We start from the raw sequence: 20474 nt of genomic DNA on the forward strand, positions 1-20474 counted from the left end.
TGAAACCGATCACCCGCCGACCTCGCCACAGCGGACATGATGCACCACCGGCCACTCCAAGCTGACTAATCAGACGATTGGGAGACAGAACCTAGGCCATACCGTTGACTGAAGTGTCACCCGGATTGTTAGAGGGCGGTGACAGTCCACAGTTGGCTCGTCTGCGATCGAGGTGACAGTGGGAGTGCAGAGCAGGCACGACTCGCAGGGCTGAGTGTCGATTACTACATCCGGCTGGAGCAAGGCCGCGACCGCAATCCGAGTCGGGAGGTGCTGGCCACGCTGGCATCGGCGCTGTTGCTGGACCGCGAGGGGAGCGCCCATCCGGAACAGTTGGCCCGGCTGGCGGGTGCGCGGATGGTGCTCGCGGCTGCACCGGCAGGGCCTGCCGGGGCGGGGATGGTCTCGCTGCTGGAATCGGTGCGTCCCACGCCGGCTTTCGTGCTGGATCAGGTGAGTGATCTGCTGGCCGCCAACCCCGAGGGAGTGCGGTTGCTGTCGGGTATCGCGGACTGGGAACCAGTGCGACGCAATCTGATTCGGTATGTGTTCACCCATCCCGCGGCGCGTGCGGTGTTCGAGGATTGGGCGGGGATGGCACGGGATTGTGTGGCCCATCTGCGGGTGGTGCAGGGCGCGGGCACACACGCGACCGAGATGACCGCGCTCACAAGCGAATTATGTTCGGCAAGCGTGGATTTCGAGGAGCTGTGGGCGCATTACGACGTGCGGATCAAGCGCGGCACGCGGCGGATCTTCCGGCATCCGGCGGTGGGCCGGATGGAGCTGACCTCGGAGATCCTGACCGCTGCGGATGGTCAGCGGTTCGTCGCGTTCCAGGCCGAGCCGGGCAGCCCGGACCGCGACGCGGTGACGCTGTTGGGGCTGGTCGCTGATGACGTACCGGCTACGCGACGTAGGCCCGCTCCATGATCGCACCGGTGTCGACGCCCGTGGGCAGGGTGCCGAAGGCGATACCCCAGTCGTCGCCGAGACGGGTCGCGCAGAACGCGTCGGCGACGGCGGGGTGGCCGTGGCGAACCAGTTGCGCGCCTTGCAGAACCAGCGCCATCAGTTCGACGATGCGCCTAGCGCGGTATTCGATATCGCTGAGATCGGACAGTTCCTTGCCGACCTTCGCGATGGCGTCGTCCAGGCGCGGATTCTCCCCCTTGGCCAGTGACACCTCGTTGAAATATGCCTCCACCGTCTCCGGTTGACGCCCCATGGCGCGCAACGCGTCCAGCGCCGCGACATTGCCCGACCCCTCCCAGATCGACATGAGCGGCGCCTCCCGGTACAGCCGGGGCATTCCGGATTCCTCCGCGTAGCCGTTGCCGCCGAAACATTCCAGCGCCTCCGCGGCGTGCGACGGCGCCCGCTTGCACACCCAGTACTTGGTGACCGCCAGCGCGATCCGGCGCAGCGCCGCCTCGGCGGGATCACTGCCCGCGCGATCGGTGGCTCCGGCCAGACGCATCATCACGGTGGTCGCGGCGTCGGATTCGATCACCAGGTCGGCCAGCACATTCCGCATGGCGGGCTGATCGATCAGCTTGGCTCCGAAGGCTTCCCGATGCCGGGCGTGATGCACGGCGAAGACCGCGCCCGCGCGCATTCCGGTGGCCGAGCCGATCACACAGTCGAGCCGGGTCATATTCACCATCTCGATAATGGTCTTGACGCCGGCGCCCTCGCCGCCGACCAGCCAGCCGGTGGCATTCTCGTATTCGATCTCCGAGGACGCGTTCGACTTGTTGCCGAGTTTGTCCTTGAGCCGTTGGATGCGAATGGGATTGCGGCTGCCGTCGGGCAGTACCCGTGGCAACAGGAAACAGGACAGTCCGCCCGGGGCCTGCGCGAGAGTGAGGAACATATCCGACATGGGCGCTGAGGTGAACCATTTGTGCCCGAGGATGCGATAGCTGCCGTCGGGCAGCGGGGTGGCGGTGGTGGTATTGGCCCGCACATCGGAGCCGCCCTGCTTCTCGGTCATCGACATGCCCGCGATGAGTCCGGCCTTGCCGGAGGGCTCGCGCAGACCGAAATCGTAAGTGCGACTGCCGAGCAGCGGTTCGTAGACCGCCGCGAGCCGTGGATTGTGCCGCAACGCGGGCACGACGGCGTAGGTCATCGAGATCGGGCACATATGACCCGCGTCCGCGACGCCCCAGGTGAAGAATTTCGCGGCGCGGGCGGTGTGGGAGCCGGGCCGCTCGTCCAGCCACGGCGAGCCGTGCAGCCCGTGGGTGACAGCGACGTTCATCAGTTCGTGCCAGTACGGGTGGAACTCGACCTCGTCGACACGATTGCCGTAGCGGTCGTGGGTGCGCAGCACCGGGGGGTACTCGTTGGCGAGCCGCCCCCATTCCTGGGCCTCGAAACCGCCAGCGAGAACTCCGAGTTCGCGTACCTCGGCCTCGGCCCAGCCCGCGCCCTCGCGGTGCAGTCCCTCGATCAGTGCCGGATTACGCGAGACGTCGAAGGGGACGATATTCGGAACCTGGTTGAAGACTTCATGCGTCGGCATCGGACACTCCTGTTCTCTGCGGCACCGCGCCCGCGCGGACGCCGAGTGCTCGCACGGCGAAGGAAACGAGTTCGGGGACAACGGATTCGCCGTGCGGCCCGTCCGCGAGCGGCCCGACGAGCACCTCGCCGATCGCCCCGACGAGGGCGGCGGCGCTGGTTCGGGGATGCTGCGGGGCCAGTTCGCCGTGAGCGACACCCGCGGCCACCGCTGATTCGAATGCCTCGGCGAAGGCATGGCGGAAGTGCAGGCGCTCGGTATCGACTACCGGATCGACCGGTTCGGCGAGCAGCACGTAGGCGAGTTTCGAATTCTTCAGCGCCCGGCCCGCGAAGGTTTCCACGGCGGCGGTGACCCGTTCCACCGCACTGCCCGACGCGGCGGCGGCGGATACCGCGGCCACCTCGCGCGCCACTACCGCGCGGAAGACGGCGGTGACGAGTTCGGCTTTGCCCTCGTAGTGCTTGTAGACGGTGCCGGTCGCCACCCCGGCCTCTGCCGCGACCGCCGCCATGGACAGCCCGGCGAAACCCGATCGCGACAGCACACGCGTCGCGGCCTGCACGATCAGTGCGCCCTGTGCGTCCAATCGGGCCTGCACGGCGGGTGTCCTGCGGTAGACCATACAAGAAGTGAACCATAGATTCACTTCTTCACACAAGGGGATCGACGTCGTATGGTCGAGACGGTGACATCACCTCACGGTGCGCGGTCACCAACCCCGGTCCGCAGTACCGCGGACCGCGGCCGAGCGGCAACGAGGAGCGGGCATGTCCGTGCGAGTCGAACAATCCGGCGCCGTCACCACGGTGATCCTGCACCGGCCCGAGGCGCGCAATGCCGTCGACGGTCCGACCGCCGCCGCCCTCGCCGACGCGTTCCGCGCCTTCGACGCCGATCCGGACGCGGCGGTGGCGGTGCTGTGGGGGGAAGGCGGCGTTTTCTGCGCGGGCGCGGATCTGAAGGGGCTAGGCACCGAACGTTCGAACCAGGTCACCGAGGACGGGGACGGGCCGATGGGTCCGACCCGGATGACGCTGTCCAAACCGGTCATCGCGGCGGTCTCCGGATACGCGGTGGCGGGCGGACTGGAGCTGGCGCTGTGGTGCGATCTGCGAGTCGCCGAGCAGGACAGCACCTTCGGCGTCTTCTGCCGACGCTGGGGCGTGCCGCTCATCGACGGCGGCACCGTGCGACTGCCCCGCGTCATCGGCCACGGCCGCGCCATGGATCTGGTGCTGACCGGCCGGGAGGTCGACGCCACGGAGGCGTTGCAGATGGGACTGGTGAATCGCGTGGTGCCGACCGGCGATTCGCGTCGTGCCGCCGAGGAACTCGCCGCTGCGCTCGCCGCCCTGCCGCAGACCTGTCTGCGTTCGGATCGCATGTCGATGCTGGAACAGGACGGTATGGACGAGCGGACGGCCATGCGCAACGAACTCCGCCACGGCATCGCCACATTGACCGAGGGCGGGTTGGAGGGAGCCGCGCGCTTCGTCGCGGGCGCGGGCCGCCACGGCGCACCGCAGCACTGATATCGATGAGCGCGGGCAGCGAATCCCGTTCAGCCCCCGATCGGCTCACCGTCGTCGACGACATCTTCCTGCGCACCCATCGCGGCCTGGGTACCCCCATCGCCCTCCAAGGGTTGTGGCGTACCGCCGACCGGGTCGATCGCGGCCTGCTGGACGCGGTGCACATGGCGCTGCGAACAGGGCCGTTGGGCCGCAGGGTGATTCGGCCCGCGATACCGGGTGCGCGCAAGCGCTGGCAGCCCACCGTGCGCGCCTACGCGCTCGACTACGACGAGCGCCCCGTGCCGACCGGGTCGCTGTTCGACTGGGCCGATCGCCAGGGGTACGACCTCGATCCGGAAATCGGTCCGGGCTGGCGGCTCGCGGCGACGTGGCTGGACGACGGCGGTTCGCTCGTCTCCCTGACCTGTTCGCATGCGCTCGCCGACGGGCGCGCCCTGGTCATCGCGGCCGACCAGGCCATCCGCACCGCCCTGGCACGGCCTGCGGTCCCGATTATCTCCGACCCGGCAGGGTCCGATTCGGACTGGTCGGACGCGGGACGACAGTGGTCGACCGTGTTGCGCGGCACCGCGCGTGCGTTGCGCGGCGGTATCCCCCGGCGGACGGCCGCCGCACCCCCTCGCGAGCCCACCGCGCCGGATACGCCGAATCCCGTCGCGCTCACCTGCTGCGCCGTCATCCAATGCCCGGCCGCCGACTGGGACCGCGTCGCGTGCTCGCGCGGCGGCACCGCGAACAGCCTGTTCATCTGGTTGGTCGCGAATATCCTGTGGGCGAGCGGCTTTCCCGGCACGACGATCGAGGCCAGCCTTCCGGTCGACACCCGCGACGAACCGCGCGTCGACAACGATCTCGCGATGACGCAGATCCGCGTCACCCGCGACGCGACCCCGGCCATCATCCGCGAAAAGTCGCGTGCCGCCTATGAATACCGTATGACCGCCCCCGCCGGTATGCCGGAGGAATTACTCCAGGTGATCCCGGACCGGCTGGCTCACAGACTGTCCGCGGGCGCGGGCGAGCGCGATATCCTGTGCTCCAATATCGGTCCGCTGCCCGAATCCCTGCATTCGCTCGGCCCGCACCACTGCACCGGTGTCGCGGCGCGGGCCATCCATCCCGGACTGACCGCCGACCGCCTGCCACGGACCCGACTGTCCGGCTACCTGTGCCGCATCGGCGGCGATTACGTTCTGTCGCTGGTGAGCCTCGACCCCGCGCGCATTCCCTCGGCGGAGGTATTGCGCGGACTGGTCGAGACGGTCTGCGAGCCATTGCCGCTCTCGATCAGCACGTGGTGAGTTCCCTCGATGTGTGAACTAGACCGCCGCCGAACAGGATGCGGCGCGGTCGAGTACGTCGCGGGGAACCTCGACACCCGCTTCCAGATCGTCCGACGAGATCGGCGCGTCCCACACCCGGCGCGCCGGCAGAACGCCTGCCCACACTCCACCGACCGTCACATCGTCCGGATCGTCCTTCGGCCCGCCGGTGCGAACCTTCACCGAGGCTTCGGTGAGATCGAGCGCGAGGACCACGGTCGCGGCCAGTTCCTTCTTGTTCGGCAATCGGACCCGATCCCACGCCCCCGGCGCGGAATGTTCGACGATCACCTTCAGAGCGTGCGATCGCGCGTCGGATTCGACGAGTTCGACGGCTCGTCCGAGCACCACCGCCGAGCGGTAGTTCATCGAGAAATGCATGGCGGATCGGGCATAGACGATGCCGTCCAGCAGGGTGACCGCGACCGAGATATCACCCGCGAGCGCGGCCCGCATATTCCCCGCACCGGTGGAACCGTGCAGGTACAGCGTGTCGCCGTCGCGACCGTAGGCCGTCGGTATCACCACGGGGGAACCGCCGAGCAGCACCCCGATATGGCACACCAGACCCGCGTCGAGGACGGCGTCCAGGTCGGCCCGATCGGTGCGGACGCGCTCTTTCGTTCGTTGCGGTGTCGACCGGGGTGTGGGTGAGAGGGGTGGCCGATTCGTCGTGCTCGTGGATGCCGTGTTCATGGATGCCGCGCTCATGGTTCAAGCATCCGGTGTCGAGTGGCATTATCGAATAGCCAATCCAAGCGAATTCTCACAGTCCAATCGGACGGAAGGAGTGGCGGCGACCGTGCTCGACGACCTCGCGCTGACCATCGATCGCACGGCGGACGAACCGCTGTCTGTGCAGGTGGCCGACGGCCTGCGCGCGGCGGCGGCCACCGGGGTGCTGCGGGCGCGGGACCGGCTGCCCTCCTCGCGGGCACTGGCGGTGCGGCTCGGCGTCAGTCGCACGGTTGTCGCCGCGGCCTACGACCAACTGCACGCCGAAGGCTGGATCGCGGGCAGACGCGGGTCAGGGACGTACCTGACCACCGCACCTGCCGCCACCCCGGCCCGCGCGGCACTCGGCGTGGCCGCCGACGAGCATCCGGATCTGCTCGACCTCTTTCCCGGTGCACCGTGCGTGGAGGCCATCGACCGCGCCGCCTGGCGTCGGGCCTGGCGCAGGGCCGCCGATACCGATCCCGCCGTACGCAAGGACCGCGCGGGCGCTCCCGAGTTCCGTGCCGCGATCGCCGAACATCTGCTGCGTCACCGCGGACTCGGCGCGGCCAGCGATACCGATGTCATCGCGACCGCCGGAACCAGTTCGGCCGTAGGCGAACTCGCCTCCGCGCTGCTGCGCCCCGGCGATACGGTCGCCATGGAGGACCCCGGTTACCAGCGGGCGGTCGGCGCCTTTCGCGCCGCGGGCGTCCTGGTGCATCCGGTGCCGGTCGACTCCGGCGGTCTCCGGGTCGATCTGCTTCCACCGACTATCGCGGCGGTGTATTGCACACCGGCACATCAATTTCCACTCGGTGCGCGGATGCCCGCGACCCGGCGCGTGCAACTCGTCGAATTCGCGCGCAGGGCAGGCATTCCCGTGATCGAGGACGACTACGACGGTGAACTGCGCTACGACACCGCGCCGCTGCCGCTGTTGGCGGCGATGGCCCCTGATGTCGTCGTCCACCTCGGGACCACGAGCAAGATCCTGTCGCCCGCGCTCGGGGTCGGCTGGCTGGTGGCCGCGCCGCAGATCACCGAAGCGGTTCTGGCGCACCGGGAACGGACCGGCACCGGACCGAGCCCGGCGGGGCAGCGGGTGCTCGCCGAACTGGCGCGCCACGGCGATCTGGCCCGACACCTGCGCAGGCTTCGCCGTCTGGTGCCGCCGCGCCGCGAACTGCTGGTGACCGCCCTGCGCGGACACGGACTCGACGTGGTCGGCGACGACGCGGGATCACACCTGGTGGTGCCGCTGCCCTCGGCCGAGGCCGAAGCCCGCGCGATCGCGGCGGGGCGCGTCGCCGGCGTCGCACTGGACGGGCTGAGCCGCCACCACCTGCGGCCCGGTGGCGAACAGTCGGCCGCTCCGCACGCCTTCGGCATCGCGCTCGGCTACACCGCACTCGACTGGCCGGAACTGACGATCGCGGCCCCGCTGGCCGCCGCGTGTCTCGCCGCCGTGGCGCGATCCGGCCTTCGATCACCGAGCGAATCTCCGGCGCGGTCGTAGCATGGTCTGCATGACCGAACAGGACATCCTGGCACGCATCAAGCAACTGGTCGACAACGAGCACAGTCTGCGGTCCAAGGCGACCTCGGGCGAGATGAATCCGGTGACGGAGCGGCAGAAACTGGCCGAACTGGAGGTCATGCTCGATCAATGCTGGGATCTGCTGCGGCAACGGCGGGCCCGCATCGACTCCGGCGCGTCACCGGAAGACGCGCAGGTCAACTCACCGCGCCAGGTCGAGGGCTATTTGCAGTGAATTCCCCGGTCCCGGCCGCCGGGTGACAGGCCGACCGACGACACCTTTCACCGTCGGCAACGCTATGGCACTCGGTGCCCGCGCCCCCCGCGATCACTGAGTTCTTGTTGCGCCTTTTGGAGTCGAGGCGGGGCTGAGTACCATCGGTTGATGGTGGCATCGACCGAGATCACGACCGCCGACGGAGTTGTCCGCGGTCAACGGGGCCGCCGCGTACTGCGCTGGCGATCCCTCCCCTACGCTGCTCCGCCCGTGGGCGATATGCGATTTCGAGCCCCGGGACCGGTGCGTCCGTGGAGCGGGATACGGGAGGCGACCACCTTCCGGTTCGCCTCGATGCAGCATCGCGACGGCGCGCGCATCGGCCCGAGGCAGTTTCAGCCCACCAGCGAGGACTGCCTGACACTGAATGTCACCGCACCCGCGCAACCCTCCTCGACACCGCGACCGGTGATGGTTTTCATTCACGGTGGCGGCTATCTGATGGGTACCTCGGCGCTGCGGCTGTACTCCGGCGCCCGGCTCGCGGTACGCGGTGATGTCGTCGTGGTGACGCTGAACTATCGGCTCGGCGCGTTCGGCTATGTCGATTTCAGTGATTTCGCGACCCCCGATCGGCCGTTCGACTCCAATCTCGGCCTGCGCGACCAGGTCGCCGCCCTGCGGTGGGTGCGGCGCAATATCGCGGCCTTCGGCGGCGATCCCGACAACGTCACCGTCTTCGGCGAATCGGCCGGTGCGCACGCGGTGCTCTCGCTGCTGGCCACCCCCGACGCCGCTGGCCTGTTCCACCGCGCGATCGCCCAGAGCCCACCGGCCGACTGGGCCGTGACCGCCGACGAGGCGGGCGCCTTCGCCCGGCGCTGCGTCGACGCACTCGGCGCGAACACCGATGAGGCCGCGCACGCCCTGTCCGACGCTTCGGCCAACGAGATCCGCAAGGCTGTCGAGCGCACCGTCGGCACCGTCATGCGCGAGCGGCCAGGCTCGTTTCCCGCCTGTCCCGTCATCGATGGCGACTACCTGCCACAGGACCCGCTCGCCGCCCTCGCCGACGGCTCCGCGCACCGTGTTCCGCTCATCATCGGCACCTGCCGCGACGAGGGCGCGCTGTTCGCGAAATTCGCCGACCAACTCCCGACCCGCCCGGACCGGCTGCGCGCGGCCTTGGCGGAAACCGACGAGGACATCCGATCCAGGGTTTTCGCCGCCTACCCGGGCTTTCCCGAGCCGAAGGCGGCGATCCGCGCTGGCGGCGACTACACCTTCTGGCGTCCATCCCTCACCGCGATGCAGGCCCACAGCCGCCACGCTCCCACCTACGCCTACCGGTACGATTTCGCCCCGCGCGCGCTGCATCTAGCCGGTGTCGGCGCCACCCACGCCACCGATCTGATCCCCGTCTTCGGCGCGGCGGACTCCCCGTTCGGGCGCGCCGTCACCGCGGCGGGCGGACGCCGAGGACTGCTCGCGGTAACCCGCCAATTCCAGGACAACTGGCTCGAATTCGCCCGCACCGGAACACCCCTGCCGTCGTGGCCCGCCTACACCGAAGCCAGGCGCACCACCCTGGTCATCGACCATCCCACCCGCTTGGTGAACGATCCGGACAAGGCCGCACGCCTCGCCTGGCGCGATATCCGCGTCCCGGCCCGTCCCGCTATTTGAGCAACCGGGACATCCGGCGGTCAGCGAGTATCTTGCCGCCGGTCTGGCAGGTCGAGCAGTACTGGAAGGACCGTTCGACGTAGGAGACCTCGCGGACGGTGTCACCGCAGACCGGGCACGGCAGCCCGGTACGCGCGTGCACCCGCATCCCCGAACGCTTCTCGCCCTTCAGGCGGGCCGCGTCCTGGCCGACGGAACGCCGCACGGCGTCGGCGAGTATCGCGCGCATGGCGTGATAGAGCTCGGCGACCTTCTCGGCGGGCATGGTCGCGGTATTGGCGAAGGGCGAGATCTTGGCCGCGTGCAGGATCTCGTCGGAATACGCGTTGCCGATACCGGCGATCAGGGTCTGATCGACGATGGCGGTTTTGATCCGCTGCGAGGTGCCGCGCAGGATCTCGGTGAACTGCGCCTCGGTGAGTTCGAGTGCGTCCGGTCCGAGCCGCGCGATACCCGGCACGAGTCGCGGATCGTCGACGATATAGACCGCGAGACGTTTCTTGGTTCCGGCCTCGGTCAGATCGAAGGCGGGCGTCGCGCCTTCCTGGGTGAAGAAATGCACCCGCAGGGCCAGCGGGCTCTTACCACCCGGTTTCGGCGGCGTCTGGCTCGGCTCATCGATCCAGCGCAGCCAGCCGCCCCTCGACAGGTGCGTGATCAGCCACAGTCCGCCGCAGTCCATCCCCAGGAACTTGCCCCATCGGCCCGCCCCGGTCACGTCGCGGCCGGACAGCGCCGTCACCGGCGGATCGAAGGTCTTCACCGCGCTGAGCGCCCCCACGTCGACGCGGCCGACGACCGCGCCGACGGCATGCTCCCGAAGGAAATGCGCCAACGCCTCCACTTCGGGTAGCTCGGGCACGCCTGCCACATTACCGGCCACCACCGACAGGAAGCCGGACGAGCGGAGCGCGGCAACCCCGCGACCAGGTCAATTCCGCCGCAGCAGATAGATATCCATGATCCAGCCCTTCGCCGCGCGCAGTTGGGCCCTGCGCTCGATGATCTGTTGTTCGACCGCGCGCAGCGGTCCCTCGATCAAAGTTTCGTCGGGCATCCCCAGGTAGGCGCCCCACCAGATGTGGATATCGTCGCCGGGCACTTCGGTGAAGGAGCAGTCGCCGTCCAGCATGACAAGGGCGGATTCCGTCAGCCCCGCCTCGCGCAACCGCCTGCCCGTGGTGATGTGGACGGGCTCGCCGATGCGATGCAGCACCATCCGGTGCCGGGCGGCGAGGGCCTGCGCGCTGGTGACGCCGGGAATGACCTCGTAGTCGAAATGCTCGGCCCCGCGCTCGAGTACCCGTTCGATCATGCGCAGCGTGCTGTCGTACAGCGACGGATCACCCCAGACGAGGATGCCGCCGATGCCGTCCACCGCCGAGAAGGCCGATTCCAGCAGGGCCGAGCGGCGGTCGTGCCAATCCTCGACGACCCCACGGTAATCAGCGGGCGTGCGGTCCCTCGGCGGATCGGTGATCTCCACGACGCGGTAGGGCCGGTCCATATGCTCGGTCAGGATCGCGGTGCGCACGTCGACGAGTTCGCGTTTCTCGGCGCCTTTGCCGATCACGAAGAACACATCGACCTGTCGCATGGCCTTGATGGCCTGCACCGTCACCTGGTCGGGATCACCCGCCCCGATGCCGATCACGTAGAGCTTCCGCATACGCCAGAGCTTGCCAGGCGGCGCGAACAGTAAGCTCGTCAGGCGTGACGACCACCGATACGCAGTACGAAGACCTGCTCCGGCTGGTCATGGAGTCAGGCACCGCGAAAGCGGACCGCACCGGCACCGGAACCCGCAGCGTGTTCGGCCATCAGTTGCGCTACGACCTGTCGGAGAGTTTTCCGCTGATCACCACCAAGCGGATACATCTGAAATCGATCGTCTACGAATTGCTGTGGTTCCTGCGCGGCGACTCCAATGTCGGCTGGCTGCGCGAACACGGCGTCACCATCTGGGACGAATGGGCCGACGCGGACGGCGAGCTCGGCCCCGTCTACGGCGTGCAGTGGCGGTCATGGCCCGCCCCGGACGGCACCCATATCGATCAGATCTCGCAGGTGCTGCACACCCTGCGCACCGATCCGGATTCGCGCCGCATCCTGGTCTCGGCATGGAATGTCGCCGAGCTGGACAAAATGGCGCTCGCGCCCTGCCACGCCTTCTTCCAGTTCTACGTGGCCGACGGCAGACTGTCCTGCCAGCTCTATCAGCGCAGCGCCGATCTGTTCCTCGGCGTGCCGTTCAATATCGCCAGCTACGCCCTGCTGACCAGGATGGTGGCGCAGCAGACGGAATTGGAACCCGGCGAATTCATCTGGACCGGCGGCGACTGCCACATCTACGACAATCACGTCGAGCAGGTCACCGAACAGCTCAGCCGCGCGCCCTACCCGTTGCCGATGCTGAACCTCCGTCCCGCGCCGACACTGTTCGATTACGCCTACGAGGACGTGGAAGTCGTCGGCTACCGGCATCACCCGGCCATCAAGGCCCCGGTGGCCGTGTGAAATCCGTCGGCCTCATCTGGGCACAGAATCAGGCGGGCGTCATCGGATACCGGGACACCATCCCGTGGCGGGTGCCCGAGGATATGGCCCATTTCAAAGCGGTGACGATGGGTCACCCGGTCATCATGGGCCGACGCACGTGGGATTCGCTGCCGACCGCGTTCCGCCCGCTCGACGGCCGCCGCAATATCGTCGTGACCCGCAATGCCGACTGGTCGGCCGAGGGAGCCGAGCGCGCGGGTTCGGTGACCGAGGCGCTGGAGCTGACCGGCCAGGATCCGGTGTGGATCGCCGGCGGCGGCGAAATCTATCGCGCCGCTATGGATCTCGCGACCGAACTGCTGGTGACCGAGGTCGACTCCGAGGTCGAGGGCGACGCGTACGCGCCCGCCATCGGCCCCGAGTGGAGGACCGACGCGCCGGAACCGTGGCGCACCTCCCGCGGCGGCCCGCGCTTCCGCATCCGCCGCTACATCCGCTGATCGTGCCGAACACGCCGCCTACCGGGCGTAGCGCGCAAACCCGTCGCGCCACAAACCCCGGTCGGGCATACTCCTGACTATCAGCCGGTGACACCAGCCCTGCACCGGCGGATGCGATGCGAAAGGCGATCCATGGACAAGAAATCGCTGACCGCGGTCGCTCGCCAACAACTGAAGTTGGCCGCGACCGCTACGAGCGGGCGCAGTTCGCAGACACTCTACGGCGGTCACGCGCACACCCTGCGCCAAACCGTCGTCGGCCTCGCCGCGGGCCAGAGTCTCGCCGAACACGACAATGCCGGTGACGCGACGCTGCTGGTGATCAGCGGCACGCTCACCCTCATCAGCGGCGCCAACGAGTGGAAGGGGTCCGCGGGCGATCTCCTCGTCGTCCCGAAGGCCCGCCACAGCGTCAAAGCCGTCGACGACGTGGCCTTTCTCTTGACGGTCGCCAAGTAGAACACCCAACCGAGTCCGCGGACCGCGCCGGTCGCCTGCCCGCGGCTCGCCTACACGCCCACGCGGATGCCGGACGGCGAGGGCGACCTCTAGGCTGTTGATCATGGGTGAGCCGCAGCCGATTCTCGAACCGCTCACACCGGCCGCGATCTTCCTCGTCGCCACCATCGACGAAGGTGGCGAGCAGACGGTGCGCGACCTGCTCGCCGATCTGCCTGGTCTGCGGCGTTCCATCGGCTTCCGGATGCCGGGGGCGGGGCTGGTCTGCAACACCTCGATCGGCAGCCAGGCATGGGATCGACTCTTCGATGGTCCACGTCCCGCCGAACTGCACGTGCTCCCCGAATTCACCGGCGAACACCACAGGGCCCCGTCCACTCCCGGCGATCTGCTGTTCCACATCAAATCCGAATTCCAGGACATCTGTTTCGAATTGGCGATGACGATCGGCGACCGGCTCGCGGGCGCGGTCACCATCGTCGACCAGACCGTCGGGTTCCGGTATTTCGAACAGCGTGATCTGCTCGGCTTCGTCGACGGCACCGAGAATCCGGAGGGAAACGCGGCGGTCTCGGCGGCCCTGATCGGCGACGAGGATCCCGATTTCCGTGGCGGCAGTTACGTCATCGTGCAGAAGTACCTGCACACCATGGCGGCATGGCGCGCGCTGTCGGTCGAAGAGCAGGAGCGCGTGATCGGCCGCACCAAATTGGACGATTTCGAACTCTCCGACGAGGACAAACCCGCGAACTCGCACGTGGCGGTGAACACCATCGTCGAGGCCGACGGCACCGAACGTCAGATCGTGCGCGCGAATATGCCCTTCGGCAGTGTCCGCGACGGCGAATTCGGTACGTACTACATCGCTTACGCGGCGACGCCGACCGTCACCGAGACGATGCTGTCGCGCATGTTCGTCGGCACCGGCGAGGCGGCCTACGACCGGATCCTGGATTTCTCCGTCGCGGTCACCGGCACCCTGTTCTTCACTCCCCCCGCTGATTTCTTCGACGACCTGCCCGGGGCTCCCTCGGCGGCGCGGGAATCTTCGACGCCCGAATCGGTTCGACGTAATGGCAGCGGATCACTCGGCATCGGCACCATGAAAGGGAGTAGGACATGAACAACCTCCACCGCGAACTAGCACCGATCACCGAGGAAGCCTGGGCGGCGATCGAGGAAGAGGCGACCCGCACCTTCAAACGGCATATCGCCGGTCGCCGGGTGGTCGATGTGTCCGGCCCGCACGGCGTCGACTATTCCGCCGTCGGACTCGGGCGCACCATCCCGATCGCGGCTCCCGACCAGGGTGTGCAGGCCCGTCAGCGCGTGGTCGCGCCGCTGGTGGAACTGCGGGTGCCGTTCTCGCTGTCGCGCGAGGAACTCGACAATGTCGAGCGTGGCGCCAACGACGCCGACCTGGACGCGGTGAAGGACGCCGCCCGCAGAATCGCCTTCGCCGAGGACCGGGCGATCTTCGAGGGGTACGCCGCGGCGGGCATCACCGGTATCAGGGCGAGCGCGTCCAATCCGGCGGTCACCTTGCCCACCGACCCGAGGCTGGTGCCGGAAGCCGTCACGCAGGCATTGAGCGCGCTGCGCCTGGCAGGCGTCGACGGACCGTATTCGGTACTGCTCAGCGCCGACCTCTACACGGCGGTCAGCGAGACCTCCGACCACGGCCATCCGATCCGCACCCATATCGAGCGCCTGATCCCCGAGGGCGAGATCATCTGGGCTCCCGCCATCGACGGCGCGTTCGTCCTGACCACCCGCGGCGGCGATTTCGACCTGCGGATCGGCCAGGACGTCTCGATCGGATACCTGGCGCACAGCGCCGAAACCGTCGACCTGTACTTCCAGCAGAGCCTGCAGTTCCTCGTCTATACCGACGAGGCCGCGGTCGCCCTGGAATCCTGATCCGACACCCTCCGCGCCTGTCTCCCCGCGCGCGGTACGGTGAGGCCGCACAAGCGGGAGGCGGTATGACGATGGTGCGCGCTGGCGTGGTTCCGAATCGACGGGTGGCGCTGTACGCCGCGCTCGGCCTCGCGGTGACCCTCGGCGTCGGCACGGCCATAGTGCTCGGCTTCGGCCTGAACCGGGTGTTCACCGGACTGCTGGCCGGGGCGGTGGCCGGTATCGCGGTGCTGGTCGGCCTCTTCGGCCGCGATGGCGTGGTGCTCACCGACGGCGCGATATACCGGCGGACGCCGTGGTCGGAGACCAGCATCGACTGGAATCGCGTGGTGGCGGGGCGTTTCACCCTCGACGAGCGCGCGCGCTGGTCTCTCGCGCTGGATCTGTCCGGTGGGGACGAGCCGCACGGTGAACTGGTGCTGCTGTCCATTCCTCCGGTGATCCGGCCGGTCGCGGGAGCCTACGACCTGCGTAAACGCGAGCAGGTCAACGAGATCCGGGAGATGTTGCGGCGCAAGCGGATTCCGGTCACCGTGCTGCCCGATATCGCGGGTGCCCTCAGCGCGCACTGGCAGATCGCACCGCCTGCGCGCTGAGCGTGTCGCCGGGACACCGCCGACGCGCCGAGGGTGGGTGTGGATCACCACCTGGGGTGGGTGACGGGCGACGAGGTGTCATATACGTTGGCATCTGTGTCGATGATGAAGGGCGCCAACGTACCAGTGCCGATGTCCGCGGTCCGCATCGAACTGGGGTGGCAATCGGGCCCAGGGGTTCCTGACGCGGATGCGTCCGCACTGTTGCTTGTCGGCGGCAAGGTCCGCTCCGATAACGACTTCGTTTTCTACAACCAACCGCAGCACCCCTCGGGTGCGGTGCGCCACGAGGGCAAACAGCAGGGGCCGACGGTGGTGGACACGCTGTCGGTGAATCTGGACCGACTGGAACAGCCGATCGAGACCGTGGTGATCGCCGCATCCACCGACGGCGGAACCTTCGGCCAGTTCCGTGGCCTGTACGTCCGGGTGCTCGATGCGGGCAACGGCGCCGAGGTGGCACGATTCGACAGCACCGGCGCCACCACCGAAACCGCGTTCGTGCTCGGCGAGTTGTACCGGCGTCAGGGCGCGTGGAAGTTCCGCGCGGTCGGGCAGGGCTACGCGTCCGGCCTGGGCGGATTGGCCACCGACTTCGGTATCTCGGTCGACGACGAACCCGCGCCGCAGCAGGCCGCGCCCCCTCCTCAGCAGCAGTACGCACCGCCGCCGCAACAGCAATACGCGCCGCCGCCCCCTCCACAACAGCAGTACGCGCCACCGCCGAACCAGCAATTCGCACCACCCCCGCCGCAGCAGTTCGCGCCCCCTCCTCAGCAGCAGTTCGCACCACCGCCACCGCAGTACGCGCCGCCGCCGAATCAGCAGTACGCACCACCGCCGCAGCAGTTCCAGCAGCCGCCTCCGCCCGCCGGTGCACCGGTCAATCTGAGCAAGATCTCGCTGACGAAGGAAGCGCCCTCGGTCTCGCTGACCAAGCAGGGGGCGACCGGCGGCACCATGCGGATCAATCTGAACTGGACCACGCCGCAGTCGAATCGGGGTGGCGGCCTGTTCGGCAGGAAGCGCGGCGGTGGCGGCATCGATCTCGACCTCAGCTGCTTCTTCGAACTGGCCGACGGGCGTATCGGCTCGGTGCGCGCACTGGACCGTTCCTTCGGCGATCTGCACCAGCCGCCGTATATCCGGCTGGACCAGGACGACAGGACCGGCGCGAGCGCCAGCGGCGAGAATCTCGATATCAACCTCGATTTCACCACTCAGTTCCGCCGCATCCTGGTGTTCACGTCGATTTACGAGGGCGCCAACGATTTCCGCGGCGTCCACGCGACGGTCACGCTCTATCCGCGCAATTCCGCGCCGATCGAGATGACCCTCGACGGATGCATGGACGATTCCCGCGACGCGGTGCTCGCCCATATCGAGAACATCAACGGCGAATTCGTGGTCCGGCGCGAAGGCACCTTCATCCGCCCGCCCGCGGGGCGGCCCGGCGCGGGTGTCATGGAGATCGCCCAGCGTTACAACTGGGACTTCGGTTTCAAGGCAGGTCGCGGCAAGGACTGAGTTCTCTTCGGTGACGGGCCCGGCGGTTTCCGGATCGCCGGGCTCCTCGAGGTGTCGGGCGGTCTCAGCCGAGCGGCAGCGGCACGGCCAGCCGATCGAGCAGTCTGCCCGCCGCAGCGCGCACCTCGCGCAGGTCACCGGCCCAGCCGAGCATCCGCAGAGTGGCGTCCGGGATGGTGCGCTCGGCATACGCGGGGGCCGCGCCCTCGTCCGAACGCATGTTGATGACCGTCTCGACCAGCCGGAACGGCAGCACTTCGGCGCCGGGGACCGCGTCATCGGCCGCCTCGGCGATCACCGCGGCCGCGAAAGTCTCGTAATGCCCGCGCAATTCGTCGCGGCGCAGCCGGAACGACGCGAATCGGTCCGTGCGCAATTCGGGCAGCAGGTACAACGCACCGAGATTCCAGTGCGCGGCGCAGAGTTGACGAACGTCGAACCAGGCCAGCGCGTAGAGGCGGGTATCGGCGCGTTCGGGCAGGTCGCGCATCCTGACGGCCAATTCCAGTGGTGTGGCGATGGTTTCGGCGAGCAGGGCGTCGAGGATGTCGTCCTTGGCGGCGAAGTGATGATACAGGGATGCCTGCCGGATGCCGACAGCATCGGCGACCGCGCGGGTGGAGGTGGTGGCGTAGCCGTTGGTGGTGAACAGCTCACCGGCCGCGTCGAGGATTTCCGCGCGCGGGGTCCGGCCGCGTCGAGTTCGCTGTTCCAGACGGGGACGGCCGGGGCCCGGGTTTGCCACCCGTCCATTCTGGCATCGCGTCCGGTCGACATGGTCAGCGCCGTCCGCGATCGACGACGGAACGGAGAGGTTTCTGTCATTCGATAGAAACTCCGGCAACGCAAAAGTTACGGGGGTTACCGCAAGCGATACGCGCCGGTCACCGAGCGAGCGATCGAAAACGCAAAACTGTCATCTGACAGGTATTGGCCGCTGCTCGCCGAAGGACCGCCCATGGCCACAACAGTTTCCCCGCCCACTCCCTCCGATATCAACCGGGACAACGCCGATCTCGAAAGCTTCGGCTACCAGCCGGTGCTGCACCGCAAACTCGGACGCTACGCGTCGTTCGCGGCCGGGTTCTCGTTCGTCTCCATCCTCACCACCATCTTCCAGTTCTTCGGACTCGGCTACTCCTTCGGCGGAGCCGCGTTCTTCTGGACCTGGCCCATCGTGTTCGCCGGGCAGCTGCTCGTCGCGCTCAACTTCGCCGAGCTAGCGGCCCGCTACCCGATCTCAGGGTGCATCTACCAGTGGTCGCGCCGGCTCGGCGGCGAGATGGTCGGCTGGTTCGCCGGGTGGATGATGGTGATCGCGCAGATCGTCACGGCCGCCGCGGCCGCCATCGCACTCCAGGTGGTGCTGCCATCGATCTGGAGCGGATTCCAGATCATCGGCGAGGACAGCGCGCTCACCTCGTCCTCCGGCGCGAGTAACGCGGTACTGCTCGGCAGCATTCTGCTTGCGGTCACCACCACGATCAATGTCATCGGCATCGACCTGATGGCGCGGATCAACTCGATCGGCGTCACCGTCGAAATCGTCGGCGTCGCCGCGATCATCGCGCTGTTCTTCGTCAATACCGAACGCGGCCCGGGGATTGTCTTCGACACCGATCAGGCCACGCCGGGTCCGTACTGGGCCGCCTTCCTGATCTCCGGTCTGATGTCGGCGTACGTGATGGTCGGATTCGATTCCGCCGGCGAACTTTCCGAGGAGACGAAGAATCCGCGCTCGGTCGCGCCGCGCACCATCCTGACGGCGCTGTCGATATCCGCGCTCGGCGGCGGACTGCTGCTGCTCGGGGCGCTCATGGCGGCCCCGAGTCTGGACGACGGTTCGCTGGCCACCGAGGGCCTGGCCTACGTCCTGACGGCGAAACTGGACAGCGCGCCCGGCAAGATCCTGCTCGGCTGCGTCGCGGTGGCTGTCACGGTGTGCACGCTGGCGATTCAGACGGCAGGCTCGCGGCTGATGTTCTCGATGGCTCGCGACGGCAAACTGCCCTTCGCCAGACAACTGGCGGTAGTACACCCCCGCTTCGGCACCCCCGCGCTGCCCGCGATCGTCATCGGGGTGCTCGGCATCGGCCTGCTCGCGCTCAATCTCGGCAACGCCGCGATTTTCGCGACACTGGCCAGCGTCTGCATCGTCTCGCTGTATCTGGCCTACCTGCTGGTCACAGTGCCGTTGCTGATCCGCCGGATCAGGGGCTGGGGCGGCGAGGCCGATCCGTCGCTGTTCTCACTGGGCCGCTTCGGAATTCCGATCAACGCGCTCGCCGTGGTCTGGGGTGTCGCGATGGCCGTCAATCTCGCCTGGCCGAGGGCCGAGGTCTACATCCCGAGCGGCGGTGGCTGGTGGATGCAATGGGCCGCACCGCTGTTCGTGCTGCTGGTGATCGCCGTCGGCCTGGCAGTGCACCGACTGGTCGTCGTGAAACCACACGGCGCCGAAATCCCGGAGGCCGCGGTTCAACCCGCGTAGTCCGGTCGACGGGTGGTGGGTGCAGGGACCGCCCACCACCCGTCGAACTCCGCACCGCCCGCACCGCCCGCGCCGCTGGACCGAAGTCACCGTCCCTCCGCCGCCGAACCCGCGGACGGACACATTCGAAGGGGAGCTTCCCATGACCGAACAGGGCACCGCGTCCACCGAGGGCGCCCGCTCACACGCCAGGGCCCAGGCTGCCGCCGCGACGCTCGCGCGTCCGGTACTGCCCGCACACATCGCCGAAGCGAAAATCACCTGGGCCCAGCGTATTCCGGCAGGCGGCTACACCAATGTGGTGCTCGGCCGCGGCACCAGGATTCGTCTCGGCGATCCGGCGGGGGCGGCCTGCGCGCATCTGCTGTTGCTGCGGGCCGACGCGCCGTGGGAACGACTCAATGTCGCCGACACGGTGAAAGTGCCATGGCAGGCCTACCTGTCCCCCGGTCATCCCCTGCTCTCCGATCAGGGACGGGTGCTCGCCACCCTGGTCGAGGACACCTCCGGTCACCACGACACGCTGTGCGGCCCCTCCGACGAGGCCCGCGCGCTGCTCCGACTGGCGGGGGCCAAACAGGGACTCGAACGGCACGATATCGCCCCCAGCGTGACGTTCTTCCGTGGCGTCCGCGTGGCATCGGACGGCGCGCTGACCCCGACCGGCAGCAGCGGTCCCGGCGCGGCGGTCGATCTGCTCGCACATCTGCCGGTGGTCCTGCTGATCGCCAACGCCCCGCATCCGCTGGACCGGCGGGCCGCCACCGATCTCGACGTGGTCGCCTGGTCCGCACCCGAGGATCTGACGACGATCTCGAATGCGGAGCCCGAATACCAACGGGCGGTGCAGAACACCGAAGCGGCATGGACCGCCGCGCTCACTCCGGAGGCAATCCCGTGACAAACGGCATGACAAACGGCATGACAAACGG

21 protein-coding genes are annotated in these 20474 nt (G+C 68.1%); 15 read left to right on the forward strand and 6 right to left on the reverse strand.

Features of this window, described 5'->3' with window-relative positions; all coding sequences use genetic code 11:
- Nucleotides 1–138 precede the first annotated feature (138 nt).
- Nucleotides 139–933 carry a transcriptional regulator gene (locus ABZS43_RS33630; protein ID WP_355040038.1) on the forward strand — a complete coding sequence of 265 codons (795 nt, stop codon included), beginning with the start codon at nt 139–141 and terminating at the stop codon, nt 931–933.
- On the opposite strand, the gene ABZS43_RS33635 is transcribed toward ABZS43_RS33630, so the two are convergent.
- Both ABZS43_RS33635 and ABZS43_RS33640 read right to left on the reverse strand, forming a co-directional pair.
- A complete protein-coding gene (locus ABZS43_RS33635; RefSeq protein WP_355040039.1) occupies nt 908–2530 on the reverse strand; it encodes an acyl-CoA dehydrogenase family protein in 1623 nt (540 codons plus the stop codon). The two genes, ABZS43_RS33630 and ABZS43_RS33635, sit on opposite strands and share 26 nt — an antisense overlap.
- Nucleotides 2517–3155 (reverse strand): TetR/AcrR family transcriptional regulator, encoded by a 639-nt coding sequence (locus ABZS43_RS33640; RefSeq protein ID WP_355040040.1) that lies wholly within the window; start codon nt 3153–3155, stop codon nt 2517–2519. The genes ABZS43_RS33635 and ABZS43_RS33640 overlap by 14 nt, the downstream gene beginning before the upstream one ends.
- Before the next feature lie 145 nt (nt 3156–3300).
- Between ABZS43_RS33640 and ABZS43_RS33645 the strand changes: the two genes are divergently transcribed.
- Entirely contained in the window at nt 3301–4065 is a 765-nt protein-coding gene (locus ABZS43_RS33645) for a crotonase/enoyl-CoA hydratase family protein (protein ID WP_355040041.1), read from the forward strand.
- A 5-nt stretch (nt 4066–4070) separates the two neighbouring features.
- Complete coding sequence (locus ABZS43_RS33650; RefSeq protein ID WP_355040042.1) at nt 4071–5369, forward strand: hypothetical protein; 1299 nt, start codon at nt 4071–4073, stop codon at nt 5367–5369.
- 18 nt (nt 5370–5387) lie between these two features.
- Here the strand turns inward: ABZS43_RS33650 and ABZS43_RS33655 are convergent, their stop codons facing one another.
- Complete coding sequence (locus ABZS43_RS33655) at nt 5388–6101, reverse strand: pyridoxamine 5'-phosphate oxidase family protein (protein WP_355040043.1); 714 nt, start codon at nt 6099–6101, stop codon at nt 5388–5390.
- A gap of 91 nt (nt 6102–6192) precedes the next feature.
- On the opposite strand from ABZS43_RS33655, the gene ABZS43_RS33660 reads away from it, so the two are divergent.
- The 3 genes from ABZS43_RS33660 to ABZS43_RS33670 all read left to right on the forward strand — a co-directional run bounded on the left by ABZS43_RS33660 (nt 6193) and on the right by ABZS43_RS33670 (nt 9550).
- A complete protein-coding gene (locus ABZS43_RS33660; RefSeq protein ID WP_355040044.1) occupies nt 6193–7626 on the forward strand; it encodes a PLP-dependent aminotransferase family protein in 1434 nt (477 codons plus the stop codon).
- 10 nt (nt 7627–7636) lie between these two features.
- Nucleotides 7637–7882 (forward strand): DUF2630 family protein, encoded by a 246-nt coding sequence (locus ABZS43_RS33665; RefSeq protein WP_355040045.1) that lies wholly within the window; start codon nt 7637–7639, stop codon nt 7880–7882.
- A gap of 150 nt (nt 7883–8032) precedes the next feature.
- A complete protein-coding gene (locus ABZS43_RS33670) occupies nt 8033–9550 on the forward strand; it encodes a carboxylesterase/lipase family protein (RefSeq protein ID WP_355040046.1) in 1518 nt (505 codons plus the stop codon).
- Here the strand turns inward: ABZS43_RS33670 and ABZS43_RS33675 are convergent.
- Together ABZS43_RS33675 and cobF are read right to left on the reverse strand one after the other, a co-directional pair.
- A complete protein-coding gene (locus tag ABZS43_RS33675) occupies nt 9543–10412 on the reverse strand; it encodes a DNA-formamidopyrimidine glycosylase family protein (RefSeq protein WP_355040047.1) in 870 nt (289 codons plus the stop codon). The genes ABZS43_RS33670 and ABZS43_RS33675 overlap by 8 nt on opposite strands.
- Before the next feature lie 69 nt (nt 10413–10481).
- On the reverse strand, nt 10482–11219 hold the full coding sequence (gene cobF, locus ABZS43_RS33680; RefSeq protein ID WP_355040048.1) for a precorrin-6A synthase (deacetylating): 738 nt from the start codon (nt 11217–11219) through the stop codon (nt 10482–10484).
- An 89-nt stretch (nt 11220–11308) separates the two neighbouring features.
- Here cobF and ABZS43_RS33685 point away from each other — a divergent pair, with 89 nt between their 5' ends.
- The 7 genes from ABZS43_RS33685 to ABZS43_RS33715 all read left to right on the forward strand — a co-directional run bounded on the left by ABZS43_RS33685 (nt 11309) and on the right by ABZS43_RS33715 (nt 17051).
- On the forward strand, nt 11309–12067 hold the full coding sequence (locus ABZS43_RS33685; protein WP_355040065.1) for a thymidylate synthase: 759 nt from the start codon (nt 11309–11311) through the stop codon (nt 12065–12067).
- Entirely contained in the window at nt 12064–12549 is a 486-nt protein-coding gene (locus ABZS43_RS33690; protein ID WP_355040049.1) for a dihydrofolate reductase, read from the forward strand. Before ABZS43_RS33685 ends, ABZS43_RS33690 begins: the two co-directional genes overlap by 4 nt.
- Nucleotides 12550–12681: 132 nt before the next feature.
- Nucleotides 12682–13008, forward strand: a complete 327-nt coding sequence (locus tag ABZS43_RS33695) for a cupin domain-containing protein (RefSeq protein WP_355040050.1) — start codon at nt 12682–12684, stop codon at nt 13006–13008.
- A 103-nt stretch (nt 13009–13111) separates the two neighbouring features.
- Nucleotides 13112–14131, forward strand: coding sequence for a Dyp-type peroxidase (locus tag ABZS43_RS33700; protein WP_355040051.1), 1020 nt, complete (start codon nt 13112–13114; stop codon nt 14129–14131).
- Nucleotides 14128–14928: a family 1 encapsulin nanocompartment shell protein gene (locus ABZS43_RS33705; RefSeq protein ID WP_355040052.1), complete on the forward strand. Its 801-nt coding sequence runs from the start codon at nt 14128–14130 to the stop codon at nt 14926–14928. The genes ABZS43_RS33700 and ABZS43_RS33705 overlap by 4 nt, the downstream gene beginning before the upstream one ends.
- Nucleotides 14929–14999: 71 nt before the next feature.
- Entirely contained in the window at nt 15000–15524 is a 525-nt protein-coding gene (locus ABZS43_RS33710) for a hypothetical protein (protein WP_355040053.1), read from the forward strand.
- 105 nt (nt 15525–15629) lie between these two features.
- Nucleotides 15630–17051 carry a TerD family protein gene (locus ABZS43_RS33715; RefSeq protein ID WP_355040066.1) on the forward strand — a complete coding sequence of 474 codons (1422 nt, stop codon included), beginning with the start codon at nt 15630–15632 and terminating at the stop codon, nt 17049–17051.
- Nucleotides 17052–17115: 64 nt separating this feature from the next.
- On the opposite strand, the gene ABZS43_RS33720 is transcribed toward ABZS43_RS33715, so the two are convergent.
- The gene (locus ABZS43_RS33720; protein WP_355040054.1) at nt 17116–17796 is read right to left on the reverse strand and encodes a helix-turn-helix domain-containing protein; all 681 of its coding nucleotides are present in this window, start codon (nt 17794–17796) and stop codon (nt 17116–17118) included.
- Between the two features lie 213 nt (nt 17797–18009).
- On the opposite strand from ABZS43_RS33720, the gene ABZS43_RS33725 reads away from it, so the two are divergent.
- The gene (locus ABZS43_RS33725) at nt 18010–19542 is read left to right on the forward strand and encodes an amino acid permease (protein WP_355040055.1); all 1533 of its coding nucleotides are present in this window, start codon (nt 18010–18012) and stop codon (nt 19540–19542) included.
- Between the two features lie 142 nt (nt 19543–19684).
- The gene (locus ABZS43_RS33730) at nt 19685–20443 is read left to right on the forward strand and encodes a DUF1989 domain-containing protein (RefSeq protein WP_355040056.1); all 759 of its coding nucleotides are present in this window, start codon (nt 19685–19687) and stop codon (nt 20441–20443) included.
- Nucleotides 20444–20474 lie beyond the last annotated feature (31 nt).

Source organism: Nocardia sp. NPDC005366, assembly GCF_040606855.1.
Classification (GTDB): domain Bacteria; phylum Actinomycetota; class Actinomycetes; order Mycobacteriales; family Mycobacteriaceae; genus Nocardia.

Coding starts and splice junctions, on each gene's coding strand:
- ABZS43_RS33640 (WP_355040040.1), bottom strand. CDS start 3,155: ATGGTCTACCGCAGGACACCCGCCGTGCAGGCCCGATTGGACGCACAG.
- ABZS43_RS33710 (WP_355040053.1), top strand. CDS start 15,000: ATGGTGCGCGCTGGCGTGGTTCCGAATCGACGGGTGGCGCTGTACGCC.
- ABZS43_RS33685 (WP_355040065.1), top strand. CDS start 11,309: ATGGAGTCAGGCACCGCGAAAGCGGACCGCACCGGCACCGGAACCCGC.
- ABZS43_RS33715 (WP_355040066.1), top strand. CDS start 15,630: ATGAAGGGCGCCAACGTACCAGTGCCGATGTCCGCGGTCCGCATCGAA.
- ABZS43_RS33665 (WP_355040045.1), top strand. CDS start 7,637: ATGACCGAACAGGACATCCTGGCACGCATCAAGCAACTGGTCGACAAC.
- ABZS43_RS33700 (WP_355040051.1), top strand. CDS start 13,112: ATGGGTGAGCCGCAGCCGATTCTCGAACCGCTCACACCGGCCGCGATC.
- ABZS43_RS33655 (WP_355040043.1), bottom strand. CDS start 6,101: ATGAGCGCGGCATCCATGAACACGGCATCCACGAGCACGACGAATCGG.
- ABZS43_RS33730 (WP_355040056.1), top strand. CDS start 19,685: ATGACCGAACAGGGCACCGCGTCCACCGAGGGCGCCCGCTCACACGCC.
- ABZS43_RS33695 (WP_355040050.1), top strand. CDS start 12,682: ATGGACAAGAAATCGCTGACCGCGGTCGCTCGCCAACAACTGAAGTTG.
- ABZS43_RS33650 (WP_355040042.1), top strand. CDS start 4,071: ATGAGCGCGGGCAGCGAATCCCGTTCAGCCCCCGATCGGCTCACCGTC.
- ABZS43_RS33705 (WP_355040052.1), top strand. CDS start 14,128: ATGAACAACCTCCACCGCGAACTAGCACCGATCACCGAGGAAGCCTGG.
- ABZS43_RS33645 (WP_355040041.1), top strand. CDS start 3,301: ATGTCCGTGCGAGTCGAACAATCCGGCGCCGTCACCACGGTGATCCTG.
- ABZS43_RS33725 (WP_355040055.1), top strand. CDS start 18,010: ATGGCCACAACAGTTTCCCCGCCCACTCCCTCCGATATCAACCGGGAC.
- ABZS43_RS33635 (WP_355040039.1), bottom strand. CDS start 2,530: ATGCCGACGCATGAAGTCTTCAACCAGGTTCCGAATATCGTCCCCTTC.
- ABZS43_RS33670 (WP_355040046.1), top strand. CDS start 8,033: ATGGTGGCATCGACCGAGATCACGACCGCCGACGGAGTTGTCCGCGGT.
- cobF (WP_355040048.1), bottom strand. CDS start 11,219: ATGCGGAAGCTCTACGTGATCGGCATCGGGGCGGGTGATCCCGACCAG.